This window comes from Marinobacter sp. S6332 (assembly GCF_023016045.1).
In the GTDB taxonomy this organism is placed as follows: domain Bacteria; phylum Pseudomonadota; class Gammaproteobacteria; order Pseudomonadales; family Oleiphilaceae; genus Marinobacter.
Genome location: NZ_JALKAP010000010.1, coordinates 99639 through 122344, shown reverse-complemented (window position 1 = coordinate 122344; position 22706 = coordinate 99639). Strand labels below are relative to the sequence as shown.

Below are 22706 nucleotides of genomic sequence, written 5' to 3'. Positions count from 1 at the left end.
TTAGTGGGTAGTGGAAGCGGGTGGATCAGCAATGGTCGCATCTTCCTGCATGTTTCTCCATTTCTCCATAAACTTACGGTAGCGCTCCAGTGCTTCCTTAATCACTTCAAGATCCGGTGTATCACTGGATTTCACCAGCACGATAAGGCCTTTGCCCTCAATCTCTTTGCTTATGGGGGGGTGGCAAACAACTTCGTCGTTGTGATCGATGTACGCCAGAGCAGTCCCAATGCCATGACGGATCAACGCGCTGACAATGTCCGCCCAGTTGAGATCATCCAGTTCTAAATCGTAGCGGTGGGGGTGGTCCTGCTCGTAATTGAACATGTCTTCCAGCACCTTTTCGGATCCGGGTGCTACCACTGAACGCACCATGATTTCAGGGTAGGTTCGTACGGGGCGTATAACCGCCCGTACTCCGAGTTCTTTGTAGCGGCTACGATTTGCGTCCGTAACACACTCTACTGTGGTTTTCTGGCCAAGGTTGAGCTCGGCGAGGCGGTGGGAGATGTCGAAAGTCAGGCTGTCCGAGTGGGGGTCAGATTCGTCTGCTGCCAGCACAACAATGTGCTTTGCGCTTCCTGCGTGCACGGACTTCAAGGCCTCCGGATCGAAGCCGGAACCGTGGAAATGCACTATGCCCAAATCAGACAGTTCCGCTGGCAGGCCGCTGGGGAATTCCCGGGTAAGCAACATGATAGGGATGGTTTCATAGCCCTGAACAGAGCGGATTTGCGTTGCAAAACGCATGAAATAGGTTACTCCGCCGTGTTTTGGGGTGTTGATGATGACAATGTGGTTGTTCATTTTATAGATCCAACGTCCGGTTAAAATGCGTTCCCGGCGGTAGAACCGGTACTCGATAAAGTCGCTAACAATCAGCGTCATTAAAGTGATGGCGCCCACGAAAATGAACAGAATGGTGCTTAGGCGGCCAACGTAGGTTACGGGGGCAAAGTCGCCATAGCCTACGGTCGCGATGGTGGTCATGGTCATCCAAAGCGACTCGAACAAAGTCAGCTCTTCTACTGCCCAGATTATCAGTATGTGGATGGTCAGAAGCGCAAGCAAAACCATGAATAGGTTTTTTGCCCGCTTCCGAATGAGCCCTCCCATGGGGATTTTGCTTTTTTCATGTTCCGCATTGAGGGGGAAGCGGTTTCTCAGCATCCGGTGTCGGCCTGTTCAGTCTCGGGTAAGTTCGTTATACAGTAGCGGAAATATAACAGAGAGACAGGGGTTTGCATTATGTCCGAGCCATGGAATTGCCTTCCGTTACCTTTGGCAGATGATGTTGCTGCCAGTTGGGCTTCGGTTTTTCCGGAAGGTTTGCCAGATTGGCTGCTGGACGATGCCAGCTTATCGGAAGAGGTAATTGCTCAGGCTGTTGCCCGCAGCCTCTTTTTACGCCAAACCCTTGAGCGGCATCCGGAACAGGTCTGCGCGCTGTTGCAATCGCGGGTGCTGGGTGAACCGACTACCCCCGACTACCTGCAAGCACGTTGGGGTGAGTGTCTTGCCGATGTCACCGACGAACCCAGCTTACATGCAGCTTTACGCCGTTTTCGCCGGGAAACGCAATTCCGAATTATCTGGCGGGATTTAATGCGTTGGGCCGACCTTGAGGAGACCATGGCCGCGACGAGTGCGTTTGCAGAGGTTTGCATTCAGGGTGCGTTGGATTGGCTGCATGAAGCCGCTTGCGAGCAATATGGCACGCCTTGGGGGAAGGATCCGGTATCTGGTGAAGAGGCACCGCAATCTTTGGTCGTTATAGGCATGGGAAAGCTGGGTGGGCGCGAGCTAAACGTGTCTTCCGATATAGATCTGATTTTTGCGTTTCCCGGTAAGGGCGAAACCCGGGGCAGTCGCCGCTCACTGGATAACCAGCAATTTTTTATCCGTCTTGGCCAGCGCCTGATCCAAGCTCTGGATCAGATCACCGCCGATGGTTTTGTATTCCGTGTGGATATGCGCTTGCGCCCTTATGGACAGAGCGGGGCGCTTGCATTGAGCTTTGCTGCGCTGGAAACCTACTACCAAGATCAGGGGCGAGACTGGGAGCGTTACGCCATGGTCAAGTCCCGAGTGGTGGCTGGGGATTTGAAAGCTGGTCAGGTTCTTATGGAGAGCCTGCGGCCGTTTGTGTATCGCAGATACATTGATTTCAGTGCCTTCGAATCGTTGCGCAGTATGAAAGCCATGATTGGTCGTGAAGTGCGTCGGCAAGGGCTGGAGAACAACATTAAACTCGGCAGCGGTGGCATTCGGGAAATCGAGTTTGTGGTCCAGGCGTTCCAGCTTATCCGGGGTGGCCGGGATAGGGAGCTGCAGCAGCGGGAATTGTTGGTCATCCTAAAAGAACTTGAAGCCTTGGAGTTGCTGCCGCCTCAGGTAATCAACGAGCTCCGCGAGGCCTACGTTTTCCTCCGCAATCTGGAACATGCGCTGCAAGGTATGGAGGATAAGCAAACCCAGTTGTTGCCTGAAAACGACCTGGCAAGAGCACGAGTCGCGCTGATCATGGGGTTTGATGATTGGCACAGCTGCCAGCAGGAACTGGCACGGCACCGGGAAAATGTTGCCACACATTTTGCCAACATCATCGCCAGCGAAGAGGATGATAGCAGCACTCAGTCATCACTAGACGAAGGTTGGTGCGAGTTATGGCTGGCGGAGGTTGACGAAGTTTCAGACACCCAGTGGCTTGAAAAACACGGTTACGAAGACCCGGCAGCCAGCCTCAGCCTCCTCAGTAGTTTGCGTGATAGCCGCACCGTCCAAACCATGCAGACACAAGGGCGCAAACGCCTTAACCAGTTTATGCCGGTACTGTTGGAGGCGCTGGCCGAAGTAGATAAGCCCTCTGAGACCCTGTCTCGAGTGTTGCAGCTGGTTGAAGCGATATTGCGTCGAACGGCTTACATGGTACTGCTGCTGGAAAACCCCGGCGCCCGTGCACAACTGGTAAGCCTTTGCAGTGAAAGCCCATGGATTGCACGGCAGCTGGCAGAAACACCGCTGTTGCTGGATGAGCTGCTTAACGCCGAAAGCCTATACAGCCCGCCTGCTCGAGACGAGTTGCAGGATGACTTGCGACAGCAAATGCTGCGAATTTCCTACGACGATCTGGAAAACCAGATGGAATCGCTGCGCCACTTCAAGAAAGCTCACACTCTGCGTGTTGCTGCCTCTGAGCTCAAAGGTACCTTGCCTCTCATGAAGGTGAGTGATTACCTAACCTGGATTGCAGAGGTGGTGCTAGATCACGTTGTGGATGTTGCTTTTGCCAATCTGGTCGCCCGCCACGGTTATCCCGGGCAGGCTGAAGGTGTAAATAAGGGCTCGGATTTCGCGGTTATCGGTTATGGCAAGCTTGGGGGGATCGAGCTTGGTTATACTTCAGACCTTGATCTTGTGTTCATTCACACTGCTGATCCGGCGCTGACAACGGATGGTGATAAGCCTATTGATAATGCGGTTTTCTATACGCGCCTTGGGCAGCGGATTGTTCACATACTTAACGCCCAAACACCTTCGGGCCAGCTGTATGAAGTCGACATGCGCCTGCGACCTTCAGGCAATTCCGGCTTGCTGGTCAGTACGTTACAGGCGTTTGAGAAGTATCAGCGAAATGACGCCTGGACTTGGGAACACCAAGCTTTGGCCAGAGCCCGGGGCGTTGCTGGAAGTGCCGAAGCAATTTCAGCGTTTGAAACCGTTCGGCACAACATACTTTGCGAGAGTCGTGATAAAGACAAGCTGCGCCACGAAGTAGTAGAAATGCGAGAGAAAATGCGCGCCAACATGGGCACACCGGAGAGTAGGCAAGAAGAGACTTTCCATATCAAGCACGACACTGGCGGTATTGTGGATATGGAGTTTATGGTGCAATACCTTATGCTCGCCTGGTGTGAGCTGCACCCTGAGTTGACCCAGTGGCCTGACAATATTAGGCAGATGGAGGAGTTGGGTAGGGCAGGTGTATTGCCTGTAAGCGATGCAGAGAAATTGCGGGAAGCCTACATTGCGCTCCGCTCCAGCATTCATAGACGGGCGCTGCAGAATCTCAACAGTCAGGTGGCAGGCGATGCGTTCGTAGACGAGCGGGTTTACATTCGGTCTGTCTGGCAGAAAGTCATGGCGGTATAGCGTGTCTGCTGTCGTTTCGTCAAAATTTCCTGCTAGAATGCAAGCTCTCTCAAAACCGCTTTTTTAGGAGCAACGAAGCATGTCGATGGCTGATCGCGATGGCGTTATCTGGCTTGATGGAGAAATGGTTCCCTGGCGTGATGCCAAAACCCATGTCCTGACCCACACCTTGCATTACGGCATGGGCTGTTTTGAAGGTGTGCGCGCATATAACACTGCGAATGGCCCGGCTATTTTTCGCCTGAAAGATCACACCGACCGTTTGTTCCGATCCGCTCATATTCTGAATATGAAAATGCCGTTCACCAAGGAAGAGTTGAACGATGCCCAGTGTGCCGCAGTTCGTGAGAATAATCTGGATGAAGCCTACCTGCGCCCGATGGCGTTTTTGGGCTCTGAAGGCATGGGGCTGCGAGCAGACAACCTAAAAGTGCACGTGATGATTGCAGCTTGGAGCTGGCCGTCTTACATGTCGCCGGAAGCCAAGGAAATCGGTATTAAGGTGCGGACCTCCTCCTACACCCGTCACCACGTTAATATCACTATGTGTAAAGCCAAAGCCAATGGTAATTACATCAACTCCATGCTGGCGCTGAACGAAGCTATCGCCAGCGGTTGTGAAGAAGCCCTGTTGTTGGATAACGAAGGCTATGTGGCCGAGGGTTCCGGCGAAAACATCTTCATTATGCGCAATGGGGTACTGCATACTCCAGAACTAACTTCCTGTTTGGAAGGTATTACTCGCCAAACTATTCTGGATTTCGCAGCAGAATTGAATATTCCGGTAAAAGAGCGCCGTATTACACGTGATGAAGTTTACATCGCAGACGAGGCATTCTTTACCGGTACAGCCGCTGAAGTTCTTCCCATTCGTGAGCTGGACGGCCGCGCGATTGGCGCTGGCAAGCGCGGGCCGGTGACCGAGAAATTGCAGGCTATGTACTTTGACGCAGTGAAGGGAAAGCTGCCGCAGCATAGTGACTGGCTGACACACGTGCGGTAGTTGCCCAGTGGGGGCGGATTATATCCAGCATAAAGGGGGCACCGGAGGTTATTTGGTGTCCCTCGCCGCCAAAGAGCATTTCCGGGAAGAATGGTTTGATCCGGAGTTCTGGGGTGAGCAGGCGGTTTTAATTACTCAAGGTGGTCGAGGCGCTGCCTGGTTTATTCACGCGCCTTGTGGCGAGCTTGTTTTGCGCCACTTTTGCCGTGGTGGGTTACCCGGGCGCTTTATACGGCGAGGTTACGTGTTTACTCGTGAGGAAGCCGTTCGGTCAGTCGTTGAATTCCGATTATTAAATCATCTCTTAAAACAAGGTTTGCCCGTTCCTGAGCCCATCGCGGCAGGCTATCGTATGCGTGGGCCCCTGCTCTACACTGCGTCTTTAATTGTCCGTCGGATTCCCGATGCAAAGCCTATCGCAGAATGTGTCGGGGCTTCGAGCGGAGAAATCTGGCGCGCAGCAGGTAGCTGTGTGCGCAACTTTCACCACGCAGGTGTGTACCACGCCGATCTCAATTGCATGAATATTCTGGTTGCAGATAAGGTGTACCTGATTGATTTTGACCGAGGCCGCATAATGCCTGAACACGCCGGAGAGCGTTGGAAGAAAGGCAACATCCGCCGTCTCGAACGTTCAGTGAACAAGTGCTTAGGGCAACTGGATAGCAACGTGCGTGATCAGTTCTGGCAGGAATTTATGACGGGTTACCGCGGGGCCTGATCAGTATACGGGTGTTTCGCCGGGCGCTGTTCTGCGAAAACGTTTGTACTCCCACTGGTATTGGGCCGGAGCCAATTCAATGCAGCGCTCTACAGAGCGATTCAGTGCACTAAGCGATTCACCCATATCTTTTGAAATCATGCCGTCATCCGCTCGTTTGATAACAATCTTGAATCCCTCACCGTTGGGTAGCCGTTGGGCAAAGGTAATTAGCGGGTGCGCATCCGTTTTGTGGATCAGCTTTGATGCGAGAGTCATAGTGACCGCAGGAATGCCAAAAAACGGCGCAAACTCACCGCCTTCTTGTCTAGGTGTCTGGTCAGGCAGTACGCCTACCACGCCTCCGCCGCGTAAGATGGCAAGTAGACGCATAATACCCCGCCGATCGGTTGCAACCAGCTCGGAACCGCTGCGGCTACGGACATTTTTAATATAGGTTTCAAATTCCGGACGGTTTGGTGGGCTATAAAGCGCGGCCATCTTATAGCGGGACGCGAAGAATAGCCCCGCCAGTTCCCAGTTGCCCAAATGCGGTGCTAGCAGGAGCAATCCGTTGCCGTCGGCCTTGTAGTCATCAAGTAGCTCTTCACCTTCAATTTCCTTGATCAAACCTAAACAACGTTCAACAGGCCACTCCCACATCAACGGAATTTCCATCGCTGTCGCTCCGGTTTCTCGGAGACTCTGCTTTCCCAGCTCTTCCCGTTCTGAGTCTGTTAAATGCGGATAGCAGGCACGAAGGTTCTTACGCGTGGTTTCCACGGAACGCCCACCAAGCTTCCACACAACACCCCCGAGAAAACGGCCAATGCGTTGTGCCCAGCGCAGACTGAGTTGGGACAATAAGCTAAAAGACAGGGCGATGAGTTTGGCTGACACAGGAAGAATCCAATCAGTGGAATGCAGAGCAGGAAAGTACCATTGTCATCTGGCCCACACAAGAAGATGACCGCTGAGTTAACGGACGGTTTTCTGTTTTTCGAGCGGCTCCGTGATAGAATTTCCCGCTTTTAGAACAGCCGCTCGGAGGAGGTTCAGCCCTATATCCGAGCTCAAGAACCAGACGTGGCCAGGGCAACAACTATGTGGAATCTAATCCAATTGGCTTTTTTCCGATTTGCGGCAGGTGGTTGGGTACCTGCCAGGTGGTTTGAGCCAAACCTGCCTTGCGAAAATGAACGAGTCGCTCGAAAAGGTCACCTGAAATTGGAGGTGGTTAGCCATTGCTGGAACTACTCACATTTTCTGGTGTATCAACTGAGTTCCGTTGTGCTTTTTCCGCCCCAAAAGCTTGATATAACAATGACCGTTTTTTACAGCCCAGAAGATGTAAAAACCAAGGCATTGTTGGATTTTTTTGGCCGGCAGAGCGTATCTGGGGTTACTTGGAACTGGCAGCCAGTTCCCAAGCAACAGCTTTTTCGTCGGGCTATCGGCCGCAATCGGGCTGCTCTGGCTACAAAGGCTGATTGGGTGTGGTTTACAGACTGTGATCTGATGTTCCGCGACGATTGCCTCGATGTGTTGGCTGAGGTGCTACAAGGCAAGAAAGAAGCACTACTATTCCCGGCAGTTGAGCGCACAACGGACCTTTTGGCTGAAAACAACCCGATGCTTCAGGCAGGCTCAACGGAGCCGCAGGTGCTGGATATCGACACCACATCCTTTACCTCGCGACAAATATCCAAAGCTACCGGGCCGCTTCAGATTGCCCATGGCGATGTGTGCAGGGCTGTGGGGTATTGCCGAAATATAGGCCTCTATCAGCAGCCTGTAGAGAGCTTTGCAAAGTGCCATGAAGACCGTGCATTTCGTTGGCTGCTGCGCAGCCAGGGTGAGCCTATTTCAGTTCCCGGTGTTTTTCGGATTAGGCATGTTGCGAAAGGGCGTTACAGTGGTAACGAGACCCGAAGCAAGCTTAGAACATGGCTGCGGGTTTGGCAGTCGCAAAGACGAGATAGAAAGCAGGGAAGCGGGTCGGCGAATGATTAGCTTTGAAGGAGTAGCAAATTGAACGCTTCGGGATCAACAGGCGGGGCAGGGGTGGCGCCAGCTTCTTTCTCTGCCCGGGTGGCCTCTAAGTTTCCCGTTTTGATGGCTGTTTGGCTCTTTCTCGCTGTGTTGGGGCCGCATCAAGAACTCTACAAGGTCTTTTTTCACGGCATAATTGTGCCAGCTGTGTTGGTGCTACTGTTTTCGAAAAGGCTTAGCTTTGCGGGAGTTGATTCCCTCTTAAAAGTGGCGTTGTGTTTTTTCGTTTACGCAGGGATTACGACATTTTTTGTTGGGCTCGGTCCTATTGATGGACATTTCCGCGCTCTGCGATGGTCTATCGAAGCTGCGTTTGGTCTTCTGGCTCTTTGGGCATGGCTGCCTGATGTAATGCGCCGCCCCGTGTGGTGGGCCAAATATCTTTTGGTTATTACATGTTGCGCTGCATTAGCCGGAATTTTAAAGTTTGTACTTTTGGATGACATGCAAGGTCGACTGACGGGCTTTGGCGGCTTGCATAATCCTATCCATGCTGGCGCCGTGTTTATCGTGTTTCTGGCGATTGCGCACTTTGTTCTGGCCAAGCAAGTCGCGCCAACAGCAATAAGAGACCGCCTTCTGCTGTTGCTTACCCTGGCTCTCGTTGCATTGGCTGTTCTGCTCTCCGAGAGCCGTGGCCCCATCGTTGCGATGCTAGCTTATTTGCCATTTATAGCCATCGTTGAGCTGCACTCTGGCGTTAGGCTCAGGAGCTTCCTTATTTCAGTGACCGCTATCGCCATGGTGGTTGGTGCGGTAGTAGTCACCTATGGCCCCGAGTCGTTAATGGATCAGTTAATGGCTAGAGGAACCTCCTATCGGCTAGAAATTTGGAGGGGGTATATAGACTATCCGCCGGACTCTTGGTTATTTGGATTCGGGCTGGGAACAGAAAGTCAGTATGTCCCTGCAGTCGAGGCGTTTTGGAAACCCAATGGCATCCCCGTTTTTCACCCTCACAGTGTGTATGTGGGCACGCTAGTAGAAACGGGGATCATTGGTGTGCTATTCCTCATTCTAATGGCCGGGCTGCTATTTAAGGCTGTATACAGTTCAGCGCTGGCGAGTCAGGAAAAGGTTCGCTTAGTAGGCATACTTGGGTTGGTATTTATTCTCACGTTGACTGTTTCACAGGGCGTTATTTCGTCTATAAAAATGCTGTGGTTGTTTTTTTGGTTTCCAGTGGCCTTCGTTTGGTTCTGGAGCAAAGTTTCTCCCGAGCGCACTGATCGATAGGTTTTATATGAATACTCGGCTTCTATTTTGTATTTTTTCATTCAATCGCGGTCGGTTTTTGGAACACTGTATAAGCACAATTGAACAGTGTGTACCGGATGCGGACATTGCAATATTTGACGACGAAAGCTACGACGAGTACACCCGCGATGTGCTCGCCCGACTCGCTGAGAAGCATGAAGTGCTGCAGCCTGGAAACCAGTCTACCCACAAGCTGGGGGGGTTGTATGGCAATATGCAGTCGGCGCTGGAGTATGCGGCCGACCGCAGTCTTGTTTGTTTTTTGCAAGATGACATGCAAGTTGTCCGGCCTCTTGCTAGCGATGAAATAGCAGGGTTTGATCGCACGTTTGATGAAAATCCAAACCTTGCATTTCTTCATCCATGTTTTTTAAAAGGGATAAACCGAGAGCGGGATGTCTCAACATTGGATTTCAATCCCGATTTAGCGGCCTATCGCCGAAGCGATACAGGGCAGAGCGCAGGCCAGTACTTCTCAGCTATTCTGATTGTTCGCCCTTCTAGGTTGTTGGATAAAGGCTGGTTGTTTCGTAGAAATGAACCCGAGAACGACCAGCAGGCGAGACAGCATTTCGAACGGATAGGCCACCTATTTTCGCCGTTCGCAATGTGGCTACCAGAGGTGCCCGCATACCGCGGAAAGCGTAAAACCCTAGCGTTGAAGTTGGCAGAAAGGGCAAGAGGCTGCGGGCTGTACCCCTATAAGATAATGAGCGAGCAGGAGGTCCGCAACTTAAATACCCGGTCGCCTGATGTGCTGCCTATTGCAGAAGATTTTCTGGAGTGTACGAACAGCAACCTGCCAACGCCTTGGGGATACTATCCCATGCAAGGGAGCCGCTGGCTCAAAAAACTGAATAGCTTAGAGTTGGCCCTTAGGCGTTTATTCAAGCTATAAAATGCTGGCGGCTCTCTGCCGAATTGGACTGGTTAGAACGTTATGAATCAAGTTGCATTGGATGACAAAGTGAAGCCGGTCATTCATCTTGTCGTGGTCGAGCTGCACCACCACAGTGAGCTGATTCGGAATATTGTTGAGGTTCTGGGAAACGGCCTTTTCAAGATTTCGATTGTGACACTGCCGAAAATTTTTGAAGATGCAGGGTTAGATGCCAACAGCGGTTCCGTTTTCACTGCACACCTGAAAAAGCCTGATGAGTCAGTTGAGGTGTTTGTTCGGCGAATGAAAGCCGTCTTTGAGTCTGCGGATATCCTATATTTCAACACGATTCGCCACTACTGGAATGAGCTGGCTCAAATCGAGTCCGCAGCGCCCTCAATGGTCAGGGTGCATAATGCACATTGCGATTTTGCCCCTTGGGGACATTTCCACAAGCCATTTGTGAACATCTTTGGCATCCTCTCTCACCTGATTCGAAAAGTGTTGCTTGGCGGGGAGTGGCGCGCAAAAAATAGGCTATTCCGAAAAATTGATTACTTTATGTTTCCCAATCAAGCCATTACCGATTATGTGCTGAAAAACAAATGGCTACCCGCTTCCCGGGTGTTACCTCCGGTGTTGCCATTTGGATTTCTTGGAACAAAACATCAGACCCTAACGAAAAGTGATGAAGAGGTCCGAATCGCGATCACAGGAAAGGTGACGAATGCAAAGAAGGACTTTGATTTAGTGTTCAGCGCTCTCAAAGCGTGTTTGACCCAGCTCAAAAAACCGGTTCGGCTTGTTTTGCTTGGAAAGGCTGCCGATAAACAAGCGCAGTCGATTCTTGCGAAGTTCAAATCACTGGAAGGCCAGATGTTCTCTTTGGACTACAGCGAAAGCTACGTGCCAGCCGAGGTGTTTGAAGAAAAAGTTAAGAGTATCGACTTTTTGCTAGCACCTATCCAAGTTGACACTCATTTTCGGAAGTATCACGAAGTATACGGAAAAAGTAAGGCGTCCGGGATTGATGTTGATGTGCTGCTCTACAGAAAACCGTCGCTGGTTGTTTCTGGCTATCAAATGAAGGGCGCTCTCAACGGCGTTGTCGAGTATTTTGAGCCAACTCAGGCGTCTTTATCTCAAATGCTGGTCCGCTGGGTGAATGATGGGATCTATGAGCAACTCGCAGGTAATTTTGACACGCTTCAAGGCTATCAGCGTGACGAGATTGCCGATAACTTTTACCAACTCTGCCAAGACTTGATGTCGTCACGCCCCCGTTCTTAACGCTGTTCGGGGCGCGAGAGTTGTTCTATCCCGTGAGTGGTGCGTGTAATTCCTTGTTTTTCGGAATCCACACGCAAAGCCTTATTAGCTGCGACAAGCTCTGGATCTTTATACCCCCGCTTATGGTCCAAATGGATAACAATAGCGTTGTAACGGACGTGTTTGGGCTTGATGCCTAAATTAGTGAGCCTTACGCCAAACTCACGATCAAGTCCGCCCCAAGGCATTCGTTCGTCAAAGCCGTTCACCGCCAAGATATCCTTAAGCCAAGCTGAGCCATTGGAGCCTTTGAAGTTGCAGGCTGTTGGTGTGAGGGCGTTAAATATCTTCGCCTTGAGCGGGGTTGCCGTGAGCTTACTGTTTTTATGGCTGGATTTAAGACCGTTAGCTTTTAACCATTTTAGATCAAAGCAGCGCCCACTGATGATGTCGTCTTTAGTAATGGCCTTGCTGGTGCTCATAGGGAGCTTGTGATACCCGCCAGAAAGGTATTTATTAGGCTCCGCTTCCCGGGCATGAACTTCTAGGAAGTCTTTGCGAGGTATGCAGTCGCCGTCAGTAAAAACGACATACTCTGACTCTACCTCTAAGATAGATTTATTCAGGATTCGACACTTCCGAAAGCCATTGTCTTCCTGCCATACGTGTTTAATCTTCATGCCGGTTTCGTCACGAATGCGGTCGATAACCTCTTGGGTTTCTTTTGTAGATCCGTCGTCTCCAATGATCATCTCGAAGTCTTCATGGGACTGGACGCTGTATCCCCACAGAACTTTTTCAAGCCACTCTGGCGAATTGTAAGTGGTCATAATGACAGAAAGCTTCATGGTGTCAGTCCTGTAAGTAATCTTTGACTCCGAGGCCAGAGGCGGCCCTTGAGTCAGGGGTAATACAACTTCGGGATTGCTCGTGGGACGCCTGAGTTACTTTAATAAACGACGGACGCTCACCTCAAGCTGATTTAAGGGTTTCAGCCAGCCAGTATTCGCCAGCGGATTATAGGCCCATGGTTTTGGTGGTTCAAAACCATCACAGCGCAAAAAGTCTTCTGCAATAGGTAGCTTGTGACTGTCTCTATGTTTAAGAGACGTGCTTTCCTGTTCTGACATCAGTGCAAACGGATAGTAACCGCAGTTTCTCTTTTTTTCAGCAAGCTTTAAACCGATCGTCTTTTTCTTGCCGCGATATGCTGGAACCTCAGGCAGCCACATAGCAAATGGGGCATGAAGGTAGCCCATTAGTGTAAAAGCTTTGGCCGCTACTTTATTATTTTCCGGCTCTGAGTGAGAAAATGTCCATTTGGCGGATACCAGGCGTTGGGGCTTCATTATGAGCAGTGCGGAAAAATAGGCGCCTGAACTGCGCGGTGTGGATTCCTTGAAATAGAGCCCAAGCCCAGAGTTATAGGAGTATTGGGCGTTCTTAGTAAAATTAATTCCGCGAATAAAGCATGGGCTTATAAAGGCGAGCGAAGGCTCTGCGGTAAAAGCGTGTTCAATTTTAGCAAAGTCGTCGTCACCCAATTTTCGCACCATTTGAGTGTCATCTTGCAGGTAACAGACTAAGTCAGCATGGCGAAATTTTTCGAAGGCCAGCTGCATGTTGCCATAGAGCCCACCAAGGTGATGACGCGATTTTGCATTTTGATCGGGTCGAATGACGTCGTGCGTCTTACTATAGTTTTCGAGTACTCGTATTGTTTCAGGGTCGTCGCTGTTGTCATCAAAAATCGTGATGGGGTGGCCTGGGGCGCAACTCTCAATGGAGCGGATGCAGTTTTCTAGGAACTGGCCCCTATTGAAAGAAAAGATGCAGAAGATCATTGCGACCCCTTAGATTGTTTGGTCTCTTTGTTAGGCAGACTTAAAGCCTCACTTTCTACCGTATCGGTCTTCATACCGCACAATATCATCCTCACCGAGATAGGATCCTGACTGCACTTCAATTAGCTCTAAATCGATAACGCCCGGGTTTTCCAAAGAATGCACCTGTCCTATCGGGATATAAGTGGACTGATTTTCAGTGACCAGATAGGTTTTTTCTCCGTTTGTTACCTTTGCAGTGCCGCTGACGACAATCCAGTGTTCCGCGCGGTGATGATGCATCTGCACGGAAAGCTTGGCGCCAGGCTTCACAGTGATTCGCTTGACCTGATAACGGTGGCCACTGTCTATGGAGTCATAAACGCCCCAGGGGCGATAGACCTCGCGGTGGTTCATATGCTCGTGCCGGCCATCATTGCGGATTTGCTCGACCACTGCTTTTACTTCCTGAACCTTGTCTTTGCGAGCAACAAGAACCGCGTCTTTGGTTTCGATAATAACGAGATCATCGACACCAATAGTTGCGACGAGCCTACTGTCTGCACGCACAAGGGTGTTGCTGGCTTGGAGAGCTATCACGTCACCGCTCAGGCTATTGCCGTCAGCGTCTTTATCGCTAACTTCCCAAAGAGCGGACCAGGAGCCTATATCGCTCCACCCAGCGTCGAGAGAGACAACCGCAGCGTGATCGGTTTTTTCCATAACGGCGTAGTCGACGGATTCGGAGGGGCAACTGGCGAACAGCTCAGAGTTTATCCGTATAAAGTGGAGGTCTTCATCGGTGTCTGCCATGGCAGCGCGGCAGGCTTTGAGAATATCCGGGCGGTGCAACTCAAGCTCGTTCAGGTATTGCTGGGCACCAAACATAAACATGCCGCTGTTCCAGAGATACTCTCCCGATTCAAGATAGGCCTTCGCTGTTTGACTATCTGGCTTTTCCACAAAGCCATCAACGGAGTAGCAATCGGCAGAAATTTCGTTGCCACGGTGTATGTATCCGTAACCGGTTTCCGGTTGATGGGGAACAATTCCAAAGGTCACAAGCTTGCCTTTTTTGGCTAAAGGTATCGCTTTTGTGACGCCTTGTTGAAAAGCCTCTACATCCTTGATGAGATGGTCAGCGGCAAGTACCAGCATCAGCGGGTCATCGCTATCGCTGCTTTCGCAAAGGCGCAGTGCTGCCAGCGCGATGGCAGGGGCGGTGTTCCGACCGCAAGGCTCAAGAATAATGCAGCTGTCTTCAAGTCCGGACTGTCGCATTTGCTCTGCCGCCAAAAAGCGATGTTCCTCATTGCAGATCAGCAGTGGCTTGCGAGCGTCTATTCCGTCAAGTCTGGCCACTGTGCTCTGCAGCATCGAAAGCGGGCCGTCGGCCAGCTTGAGAAACTGTTTTGGGTTAAGTTGCCGTGACAGCGGCCAAAGTCGCGAGCCGGTGCCGCCAGCCATAATGACGGGATAGATCATGCAATTGCTCCAAGTGTAGCTTTCAGTCAGCATTGGCATCTTCGAAAGGCGGAATATTAACACAGGCTGCTCTGTCTGGCAGTTAGGGGTTGCGCCAATTCTCCTGACTAATACAAAGAGGTTGTTGATGAAAGTATGTCAGGTCATGGCCGGAGATGGAGACGGTGGTCTTGAGAGCCATTTCGTTGAGCTTAGTAACGGCTTGGCGGGCGCTGGCTGTCAACTGGTCGCCATAGGTCATAAAAAATACCGTAGCCGCTTCGAGTCGTCTGTGAAGCATATCCCGCTCGACCTGAGTGGAGGGCGCCGTAATCCGCTATTGTTAGCGCATCTTGCTTGGATTTTACGACAAGAAGCTCCGGATATCGTTCATGCCCAAGCTAACAAAGCGGTTGAAATGCTGGCACAGATTAGGGCCGTAGTTCCCGGGTATCGAATGGGGACTATTCATAATAGTAAGCGTTCGACTGGAATGTTTGCCAGGATGCAAACAGTGATAGGTGTCAGTAAGGGTGTGGTTTCCAATCTTACACACCCTGATGTGCGGGTTGTTTATAACGGTATGAAACCTTATTCCGAGCAGGCGGTTGACCGATCCGCTTTTGCGCAAACTTTCGACTTGAACCCACATCTTCCAATAACCCTGTCAGTCGGTCGGTTGGTACCTACCAAGGCCTTTGATAATCTGATTTCAGCGTGGCAGCCCCGCCATGGGCAATTAATTATTGTTGGAGAGGGAGCTGAGCGGCCAAAGTTGGAAAGCATGATTCGCAACAGAGGCTTGGAGCAGTGCGTAAAGCTGGCGGGCTTTTGCTCTGATGTCCGGGCAATGATGCAGGTTGCGGACTTGCTTGTGTTCGCCTCTCATCGCGAAGGGTTTAGTTATGCGTTGGCAGAGGCGTTGTTGAGCCGTCTGCCCGTGCTATCTACAAGAGTGCCTGGTGCTGAGGAGGTGCTGCCACCTGAGTATTTAGTTGAGTGCGATAATGTTGGCGCGCTCAGCGATAGATTGAGCTGGCTGACACAAAACCTTGAAAGGGCTAAGCAGGATCAGGCTGCACTGTTTGATTGGGCTCGTCAGGCGTTAACGGTCGATAATATGGTTGCCGAAACGTTCAATATTTATCAGGAGGTAATGGGCCGTAAGTGACCAAATTGAAGGTGCTGATTTTATCAGATGGCGTCCCCGGCCATGTTAATCAAGCGCGGGGCTTGGTGCACTGGTTGTCGAAGCGATACGAGTTAGTTTGCTCTGAGCAAACGGTCAGTTTACGTGCGAGGCCAGCGGCTCGTGTTTTTTTGCCTTATGCGTTCAAAGTGCGTGGCATAGGTGCCAATGTTGGCAAGGCTTTTTATCGTACAAATGGTCTTGATGGCACACCGCCGGATCTGATCATCTCTGCGGGCGGGAATACTTCGTTTTTGAATATTGCCTTGGCACGAAAGTGGTCTGTGCCGAATGTGTTTTTGGGTTCAAGCCGTAGGCTACATTCAAATGACTTTGCAGCACACCTAACCCTTGAGCCGACCGGAGAGCCGCACAATATCGTTATGGATCTGGTTCCAACGGGAACCAATCTGAGCGAGCAAAGCCGCAAGGGCCGTTTGCTACAAGACAGTGTGCAGCAGCAGGCACAACAACCGCTCTACAGCCTTATTGTTGGTGGTGCGGGGTCAGGCTTTGTTTATGAAGAAGCTACATGGCGGCAACTTGGTGAGCTGGTCGCGGATTTATCTGATCGAGACGGTTGCCGGTGGCTTGTTACGACCTCGCGGCGCACGGGCAATACAGGTGAGCAGTTGCTGAGAAAGGCGTTGCCGCAGTCAGTGTTGGCAGACTCCGTTTGGTGGGGCAATGAACCGAAAAAAGTAATGAGCAGCTATCTTGGCGCGGCGGATGCCGTTTTTGTCACGGGGGACAGCATGATGATGGTTAATGAAGCAATTGCGAGCCAAAAGCCAACCGTTGTTTTGGAACCAGGCAATGCAAGGCCAAGTGAACGCCACCGTAAAGCCCTTCTGCGCTTTCAGGAGGCGGGATACTGTAATCTGCACCAGTTGGGATCAGGTGTGCCTAGTCTGCCAAGTAACGCCAATAAAGACAATCGCGCCGGTGATTTGGTGCTTTCTCAATTAGAAAAACTGATCCCCTCTCTGCAACGCTTTCGGTAATTGCGGGCCCGCTCTTTATCGGGTTATTGTTGCACCAATCTCTGGTATATATCGAGCGTAGACTCGGTTTGCGCCTGAAGCCGAAAACGGTATGGAATGTTAATTGCTGGAGTTCTGCCCTGTAACAGTTTGAGGGCTACCTGCGCGAACTCACGGGTATCATCCGGTGTTACCAGCCCGTCGCGAAAACAGGCTTGTAATGTTTCTGCGGCGCCGCCTCGATTAAAGGCAACCACCGGTGTTCCGGAGGACAGGGCTTCTGTCACTGTGCGGCCGAAAGGTTCCGGCTTGGTGGACATGTGGCACACCAGATCGGCAAAGAGGTATAGCTCTGCCATGTCGTCTCTCTGCCCCAGAAACGTCACCTTGTTGGCAAGCCCAAGCTTCTCCCTATATCGCTCAAGCTCCTGCATAAAACGCTCTTTGCCCGGTTCTGCTCCGCCCACAATAATACCGTGGCAATCTGGATTTTTGCGGGTGATCTCCTGCATGGCTTCAAGAAACTGCAACTGGCCTTTCCAGCGCGAAATGCGCCCGGGCATCATCAGAATGCGTTTGTCTTCAAGTTCGGGAAACTTCGTTACCAAAGCCTGACGCCATGCCTCGTTCAATTCTCTGCGCTGGAAATAATCCACATCCACACCGCGCTGAATTACCGTCAGTTTTTGCTCTGGAACCTGATAGTTTTGGATGATGTAGTTCCGCACGCAATTGGATACTGCAATCACCTGATCGGATTTTGCCATGATGGCGCTGTACGGATTAACGGAGTACATGCCGTGAAAGGTTGAAACAATCCCTGGCCGTTGATGCGTGGGTAACCCCTTCCATGCAAGGCGCACAATCCAAGCCGGCATGCGTGAGCGCACGTGAATAATGTCTGGCTGCAGCTCTTGAATCAGGGTTCGCATGGGGCGGATTTGCCCGAACGACGCCGGTGACTTGCGATGGATGGGCATTCCAATGTGAGTTGAGCCTTGTTCCTCAAGGCGTTTCGCTAGAGGGCCGCCATTGGAAACGACAAAGGACTCGTGGCCGTGCCGTACAAGGTCCGCAGCAAACTCGACGGTGCCTCTTTCTACTCCGCCACTGTTAAGGGCCGGCAGTGCCTGAAGGATTTTCAAGAGTTCTCCCTCTTTGGTTTTGATCGCTTTCGGGTATCAGGGGCAAGCCAGCGTTGTATCACCCACTCGGCAGCCCGATCCGCTTCCCAAAGAGCTTTTTCCTGACCGGTTTTGCCTGCCATTACCGCAGCATGATCACTCCAACGTGCCACATAACCCGCTTTTACTAACTCCAATATGCCGTTTGCAACACGGCTTCCGGAAAGTTCTGGCAGCTGGAACAGCCCGGTTGGTACCCCCGATGTTGCTGCCTCGCACACCATGGACATGCTGTCTGGTGTTACCCAAATGGCTCGGGATGCAGCGATTTGATGGTTGAGCCAATTTTCATGTGTCTGCTCAGGGGTAACCACTGTAATTTTGGCGCTTGAAAACTCACCAATTTTTGTTTTGAGCGCTTCTGGTGTTCGCCTTGAAGTTGTGATCGTCCAGCGCCACTGAGGGTACTCGCCGATCAGGTGAGCCACTTGCCCGAGTACAACGTCGCCGTCCCAGTCAAAATGTGCAGATGGCCCCCCAAGTAATAACAGAGCCTCCGGTTTGTCAGTAATTCTGGCAAGTGGCGTTACGGTGTTTATGGCGCCTTCGGTGATCAGCGTTTTCTGGTCTTGTGCTACGCCATCATGGGCAGGAATTATGGCACCATCGACCCACTGGCGCGGGAAGCCGGGTTTCATGATCACCAGCGTCTTAGCGTTTCTGCGCCTTCTTAGTGAGAGCAAAAGCCTATGTGTGCCGGAGCCCGCAGCAATAACCAGATTGGGCTCGGGGAGCGACGGGTCCAGCGAAGGGGGAATTGCGAGTAACGCCCGCCAAAGCGGAACCTTAGTATTTTGGGTTGAAATCCAGAACAAGCTGGCGCCAGCTTTAACCTGCAATCGGTTACCCAGACCTTTTAGCTGATTCCGGTGCCCGGGCTTGTTGTCTGTAAGCAACCATATTACAGGTGCCGCAGAGGTGTTATTTGTCCCCATAAAAGCCCGGATCGTTTATGTCTGGCCGCGTTTTGAAACGGCGGTGCATCCAGAGATATTGGTCTGGTGCGCGGCGGATTTCTCGCTCAAGAATCTGGTTGATTTCGGTTGCGTCCTGCATGTCGTCGCCGCTGGGAAATGGGTCCAGAGGAGGGTGGAAGTATATGTCATAGCCCGGTTTATCCTGCCGCCGGAAGTGGCTGAACGGGACTACTTTACAGTGGCTGCGTGCAGCAATACGGGAGGTGGCCGTAATGGTGCCCGTTGGCACTCCAAAAAAAGGCGCGAAAACAATATCTTTGCGGCCGTAGTCTTGGTCTGCGGCATACCACACCGTGCGGTTGTTACGAAGGCTGCGGAACAAACCACGCAGATCTCGTGCGCCAAGAACCGTCTCATAGCGGCGCTCCCTTGCCCGGGTCATAACGGCGTTCATCAGGGGATTGTTGTGATCCCGCTGCATCACGTCAGCTTCTATGTACTCGGTAACCAAACTGCCCCCTAAATCCAGAGTGCTGTAATGGCCCCCGAGTAGCAACACACCTTTGCCTTCGGCCAAGGCATTATCAAGATGCTCTTTGCCATGAACTTCCGTTATGTCTGTTAACTTTGCAGGGTTTCGGAACCAGGCTATTCCTAATTCCATTACACCAATGCCGTTTGCGATAAAGGTGTTGCGAACTAATGCATCTTGCTGTGCTTTTGGAAGCTCGGGGAAGCACAGGCGTATATTAATCTCAGCGATGTGACGTCGTTTTTTGGTTAGCCGCAACGCAAGAAGCCCTATGCACTTGCCTAACCACCACTGAACGCGGATAGGGAGTTGTGCTGAGCACCACATGACAAAAACCCCAATCCAGGTCGGCCACCAGCGGGGGTGGCGGTAGGCTGAGTAGTCTGTATTGCGCGCCTGGCGGCGGTATGTCTTGGTCACTTGAAATCTGCCCTGCAAGCTCAGTGGATCATTGCTTAGCCTATGCTGCCCGGAAGAGTGAGTCGGAAGCAAATGATTAGGCTTTACGATATGATATCGCACTTAGTTTTCTGGGGGTCCTGTGTGCTTCAATTTATTTATTCACAGCTTATACGCTTGGTGCTGCCGTTTATTCTTCTGAGGCTGTGGTGGCAAGGCCGAGAGACGCCGGAGCTAAGGGTGAATTGGCAGCAGCGTGTGGGCTTTGTGCCTCGGGCCAGTGGCACGGTTGTCTGGGTACATGCTGTGTCGGTAGGTGAGACGATTGCCGCGGCGCCCATGGTGCGGCGGCTGCTCGCCCGCAATCCCGATATTACCGTCTTGATGACAGCCATGACAGACACAGGCCTCACGCAGGCGATGAAAATGTTTGGCAGCCAAGTTCAGTATGCCTACGCACCCTACGATACCCCTGGGTCTATACGCCGCTTTCTCAACCGGGTTAATCCCAGAATTCTGGTCATTATGGAAACGGAAATATGGCCAAACATGATTCGCCAAAGCCGCTCCAGAGGCGTGCCGGTATTCCTTATCAATGCGCGGCTCTCCGAGCGTTCTGCACAGGGTTACGAGCGTGTTAAGCGCCTGGTTGCGCCGATTATGCGCAGTATCAGTTGGGTGGCTGCTCAGGCTGAAAAGGATGCAGAGCGCTTTCGCAGAATAGGGGTGGCTGCCTCTAAAGTTGCCGTTACTGGCAGTGTCAAATTTGATGTGGATATACCCGAGGCGGTACGCCAAGAATCACTGCAGTTAAAACAGTCCCTATCTAACCGCCCTGTATGGGTTGCTGGCAGCACCCATGAGGGCGAAGATGCCCAGTTATTGGCAGCGCATAAACAACTTTTGCGCGATCAACCTGAAGCACTTTTGATTATCGTGCCACGCCACCCCGAGCGGTTTGAATCCGTGGCGGATTTGGTTCTTCAGTATGAGTTCTCTCTGGCGCGGCGCTCGTTGGGCGATGATTTCTCAGGTGCCCAAGTCTATCTCGGCGATACCATGGGTGAGTTGATGATGCTTTATGGTGCCAGTGACGTGGCTTTTGTTGGTGGTTCGCTGATTCAGCGCGGCGGTCACAACCCTTTAGAGCCCGCAGGCTGGGGCATTCCGGTGGTTTCCGGGCATCACGTGTTCAACTTTGAAACGATCTATCAAAGGCTCCTTGACGATGGCGGTGTGACCATGGTCGGCAACAGCGATGAACTCTTTCATCACTTGTCAGCTTTGTTCAGCAATGCTGATGAGCGACAGGCGAGTGGTCAGCGGGCGCTCTCGGTGGTCAACAAGAACAAGGGTGCGCTGGATAGGGTTGTTGATGGAATCATTGCGAGGGTGTGATGGGAGGCAGGGTGCGGAAGCTGGGTTCCACACCCTGTTTCATTCATTTGCCGAGTGCTGAAGATTAACCTAGAGGGTCGGGTCCTTCAGGGTTTCTTTATCATTGGCGAGAGCCTCAATGCCCGGTGCGTTGGCGCTAAGCCAATTGTTCAATTCAATCAAATCCCTCGGGCTGAGGGTGCCTGCAGCCTGTTTTAGCTGAAGCATGTTGATGACGTAGTCGTAGCGTGCGTTGGCGTAATCTCTCAGAGCCACGTAGTAAGCTCGTTCCGCATCCAGTACTTCAACAATATTCCGGGTGCCTACGTCATAACCCGCACGAGTGGCATCGAGTGCGCTACGACGGGAGATGATGGTGCGCTCCAGAGCTGAAGCTGTTTCAATATTGTTGTTGATCGTCAGGAACAGGCTGCGGGTATTAACACGCACATCGCGGCGAACGGTATTCAGCGACTGTTCCGCTACGGTCACCAAGGACCGCTGCTGGCGTACCCCGGCTTGAGTACCGCCGCCCGTGTACAAAGGAACCTTAAGGTTCAGCGCGATAATACCCTGAGTTGTTTCGCCATCCCGCGGAGACTGCGGAGTATTCTGTTCAACCCCATGCACATCTGACTTGCCATAAGACGCACTGAGATCCAATGTGGGGTAGTGGCCCGCCTTGGCTTGCTTTAGCCCGGATTCGCTGGCGTTCAGATCATACATGGCAGACTGAATAGACCAGTTTTGCTCCAGCGCGGTCATTTCCCACGCAGCCGGGTCCATGGGCTCCGGACTGCCAAGAGGGAAATTCTGGCGCAGGTTCTCCAGCTCGTTCGTGTATTCGCCAGTCAATCGGGCCAACTGCTCCTTGGCAATGTTGGCTTGGTTTTCTGCCGCAATGCGCAAGCTCCTGCTGTCGTCGTAGCTGGCGCGAGCTTCGTACACTTCTGTAATGGCGATAAGGCCCACATCAAAACGCTCTTGAGCTTGCTCGTATTGGCGCTGGATTGCTGCCTCGGTGGCCTGAGAGGTCATGACCGTATCTTGCGCACGCAAAACGTTAAAGTAAGCAGTTGCGACGTCAAGAATCAGTTGCTGTTGGGCCAGATTGTACTGAGCACGCGCTGAATCTGTTTGAAACTGGCTGGCGTCATAGCGAAACCATGCGTCGGCGCGAAACAGAGGCTGTGTCAGTTGAAGGCCGTATTTTAGCTCGCGATAGCTGTTGTCTTGGTTGGGGCCATCAATATCAATATGTTGGGCATCGCCATAGGCGCCAATTTGGGGCAGCAAAGCGCTCTGGCTGATATCACTCGATGCCTGCTGCGATTCGAATCTGGCCTGCGCTGTTGCAATACCAGAGTCGTAGGAGAGTGCTTTCTCGTAGGTCTCTACCAGATCCAGGGAAAGGGCGGGCTGTGCCGCCAAGAGGCCAACAAGTCCGGAAAGCAATCGTTTTTTCATTGTTACTCCTGAGTACATGTGCGCGTCTGCGCCTTTTCGAGGCGCTCAACAGGGATGC

At 51.9% G+C, this 22706-nt stretch carries 19 protein-coding genes; 10 read left to right on the top strand and 9 right to left on the bottom strand.

Translation table 11 applies throughout. The features are described 5' to 3' along the window. Positions 1–1170, bottom strand: coding sequence for a potassium channel family protein (locus MWU62_RS14495; RefSeq protein WP_247115580.1), 1170 nt, complete (start codon positions 1168–1170; stop codon positions 1–3). Between the two features lie 78 nt (positions 1171–1248). Here MWU62_RS14495 and glnE point away from each other — a divergent pair, with 78 nt between their 5' ends. The 3 genes from glnE to MWU62_RS14480 all read left to right on the top strand — a co-directional run bounded on the left by glnE (position 1249) and on the right by MWU62_RS14480 (position 5876). Continuing rightward, positions 1249–4152 (top strand): bifunctional [glutamate--ammonia ligase]-adenylyl-L-tyrosine phosphorylase/[glutamate--ammonia-ligase] adenylyltransferase, encoded by a 2904-nt coding sequence (glnE, locus tag MWU62_RS14490; RefSeq protein WP_247115579.1) that lies wholly within the window; start codon positions 1249–1251, stop codon positions 4150–4152. A 79-nt stretch (positions 4153–4231) separates the two neighbouring features. Further along, positions 4232–5155, top strand: coding sequence for a branched-chain amino acid transaminase (locus tag MWU62_RS14485; protein WP_247115578.1), 924 nt, complete (start codon positions 4232–4234; stop codon positions 5153–5155). Positions 5156–5210: 55 nt separating this feature from the next. Beyond that, positions 5211–5876 (top strand): 3-deoxy-D-manno-octulosonic acid kinase, encoded by a 666-nt coding sequence (locus MWU62_RS14480; protein WP_247115577.1) that lies wholly within the window; start codon positions 5211–5213, stop codon positions 5874–5876. Here MWU62_RS14480 and MWU62_RS14475 read toward each other — a convergent pair whose 3' ends face one another. Further along, positions 5877–6755: a lysophospholipid acyltransferase family protein gene (locus tag MWU62_RS14475; RefSeq protein ID WP_247115576.1), complete on the bottom strand. Its 879-nt coding sequence runs from the start codon at positions 6753–6755 to the stop codon at positions 5877–5879. A gap of 423 nt (positions 6756–7178) precedes the next feature. On the opposite strand from MWU62_RS14475, the gene MWU62_RS14470 reads away from it, so the two are divergent. The 4 genes from MWU62_RS14470 (at position 7179) to MWU62_RS14455 (ending at position 11334) form a co-directional block, all read left to right on the top strand. Next, positions 7179–7868 (top strand): glycosyltransferase, encoded by a 690-nt coding sequence (locus MWU62_RS14470; RefSeq protein WP_247115575.1) that lies wholly within the window; start codon positions 7179–7181, stop codon positions 7866–7868. A gap of 102 nt (positions 7869–7970) precedes the next feature. After that, positions 7971–9143 carry an O-antigen ligase family protein gene (locus MWU62_RS14465; protein ID WP_247115574.1) on the top strand — a complete coding sequence of 391 codons (1173 nt, stop codon included), beginning with the start codon at positions 7971–7973 and terminating at the stop codon, positions 9141–9143. A gap of 7 nt (positions 9144–9150) precedes the next feature. After that, complete coding sequence (locus MWU62_RS14460) at positions 9151–10062, top strand: hypothetical protein (protein ID WP_247115573.1); 912 nt, start codon at positions 9151–9153, stop codon at positions 10060–10062. Between the two features lie 285 nt (positions 10063–10347). Further along, on the top strand, positions 10348–11334 hold the full coding sequence (locus MWU62_RS14455) for a hypothetical protein (RefSeq protein WP_247115572.1): 987 nt from the start codon (positions 10348–10350) through the stop codon (positions 11332–11334). Here the strand turns inward: MWU62_RS14455 and MWU62_RS14450 are convergent. The 3 genes from MWU62_RS14450 to MWU62_RS14440 all read right to left on the bottom strand — a co-directional run bounded on the left by MWU62_RS14450 (position 11331) and on the right by MWU62_RS14440 (position 14621). Further along, positions 11331–12161: a glycosyltransferase family 2 protein gene (locus tag MWU62_RS14450; RefSeq protein ID WP_247115571.1), complete on the bottom strand. Its 831-nt coding sequence runs from the start codon at positions 12159–12161 to the stop codon at positions 11331–11333. The genes MWU62_RS14455 and MWU62_RS14450 overlap by 4 nt on opposite strands. Positions 12162–12257: 96 nt before the next feature. Further along, entirely contained in the window at positions 12258–13157 is a 900-nt protein-coding gene (locus MWU62_RS14445) for a glycosyltransferase family A protein (protein WP_247115570.1), read from the bottom strand. Positions 13158–13205: 48 nt separating this feature from the next. Further along, entirely contained in the window at positions 13206–14621 is a 1416-nt protein-coding gene (locus tag MWU62_RS14440) for a mannose-1-phosphate guanylyltransferase/mannose-6-phosphate isomerase (protein WP_247115569.1), read from the bottom strand. A 127-nt stretch (positions 14622–14748) separates the two neighbouring features. On the opposite strand from MWU62_RS14440, the gene MWU62_RS14435 reads away from it, so the two are divergent. Together MWU62_RS14435 and MWU62_RS14430 are read left to right on the top strand one after the other, a co-directional pair. Further along, positions 14749–15771 carry a glycosyltransferase gene (locus MWU62_RS14435; protein WP_247115568.1) on the top strand — a complete coding sequence of 341 codons (1023 nt, stop codon included), beginning with the start codon at positions 14749–14751 and terminating at the stop codon, positions 15769–15771. Then, complete coding sequence (locus MWU62_RS14430; protein ID WP_247115567.1) at positions 15768–16793, top strand: ELM1/GtrOC1 family putative glycosyltransferase; 1026 nt, start codon at positions 15768–15770, stop codon at positions 16791–16793. The genes MWU62_RS14435 and MWU62_RS14430 overlap by 4 nt, the downstream gene beginning before the upstream one ends. Positions 16794–16816: 23 nt before the next feature. Here MWU62_RS14430 and MWU62_RS14425 read toward each other — a convergent pair whose 3' ends face one another. From MWU62_RS14425 to lpxL, 3 genes are read right to left on the bottom strand one after another with little or no spacing between them, the layout of a single operon-like run. After that, positions 16817–17917: a glycosyltransferase family 4 protein gene (locus tag MWU62_RS14425; RefSeq protein WP_247115566.1), complete on the bottom strand. Its 1101-nt coding sequence runs from the start codon at positions 17915–17917 to the stop codon at positions 16817–16819. Then, on the bottom strand, positions 17914–18891 hold the full coding sequence (locus MWU62_RS14420; protein ID WP_247115565.1) for an ELM1/GtrOC1 family putative glycosyltransferase: 978 nt from the start codon (positions 18889–18891) through the stop codon (positions 17914–17916). The genes MWU62_RS14425 and MWU62_RS14420 overlap by 4 nt, the downstream gene beginning before the upstream one ends. Further along, positions 18878–19825, bottom strand: a complete 948-nt coding sequence (lpxL, locus tag MWU62_RS14415) for an LpxL/LpxP family Kdo(2)-lipid IV(A) lauroyl/palmitoleoyl acyltransferase (RefSeq protein WP_247115564.1) — start codon at positions 19823–19825, stop codon at positions 18878–18880. The genes MWU62_RS14420 and lpxL overlap by 14 nt, the downstream gene beginning before the upstream one ends. 123 nt (positions 19826–19948) lie before the next feature. On the opposite strand from lpxL, the gene waaA reads away from it, so the two are divergent. Then, positions 19949–21202 carry a lipid IV(A) 3-deoxy-D-manno-octulosonic acid transferase gene (gene waaA / locus MWU62_RS14410; protein ID WP_247115563.1) on the top strand — a complete coding sequence of 418 codons (1254 nt, stop codon included), beginning with the start codon at positions 19949–19951 and terminating at the stop codon, positions 21200–21202. 69 nt (positions 21203–21271) lie between these two features. Here the strand turns inward: waaA and MWU62_RS14405 are convergent, their stop codons facing one another. Beyond that, the gene (locus MWU62_RS14405; RefSeq protein ID WP_247115562.1) at positions 21272–22648 is read right to left on the bottom strand and encodes a TolC family outer membrane protein; all 1377 of its coding nucleotides are present in this window, start codon (positions 22646–22648) and stop codon (positions 21272–21274) included. Between the last annotated feature and the right edge of the window lie 58 nt (positions 22649–22706).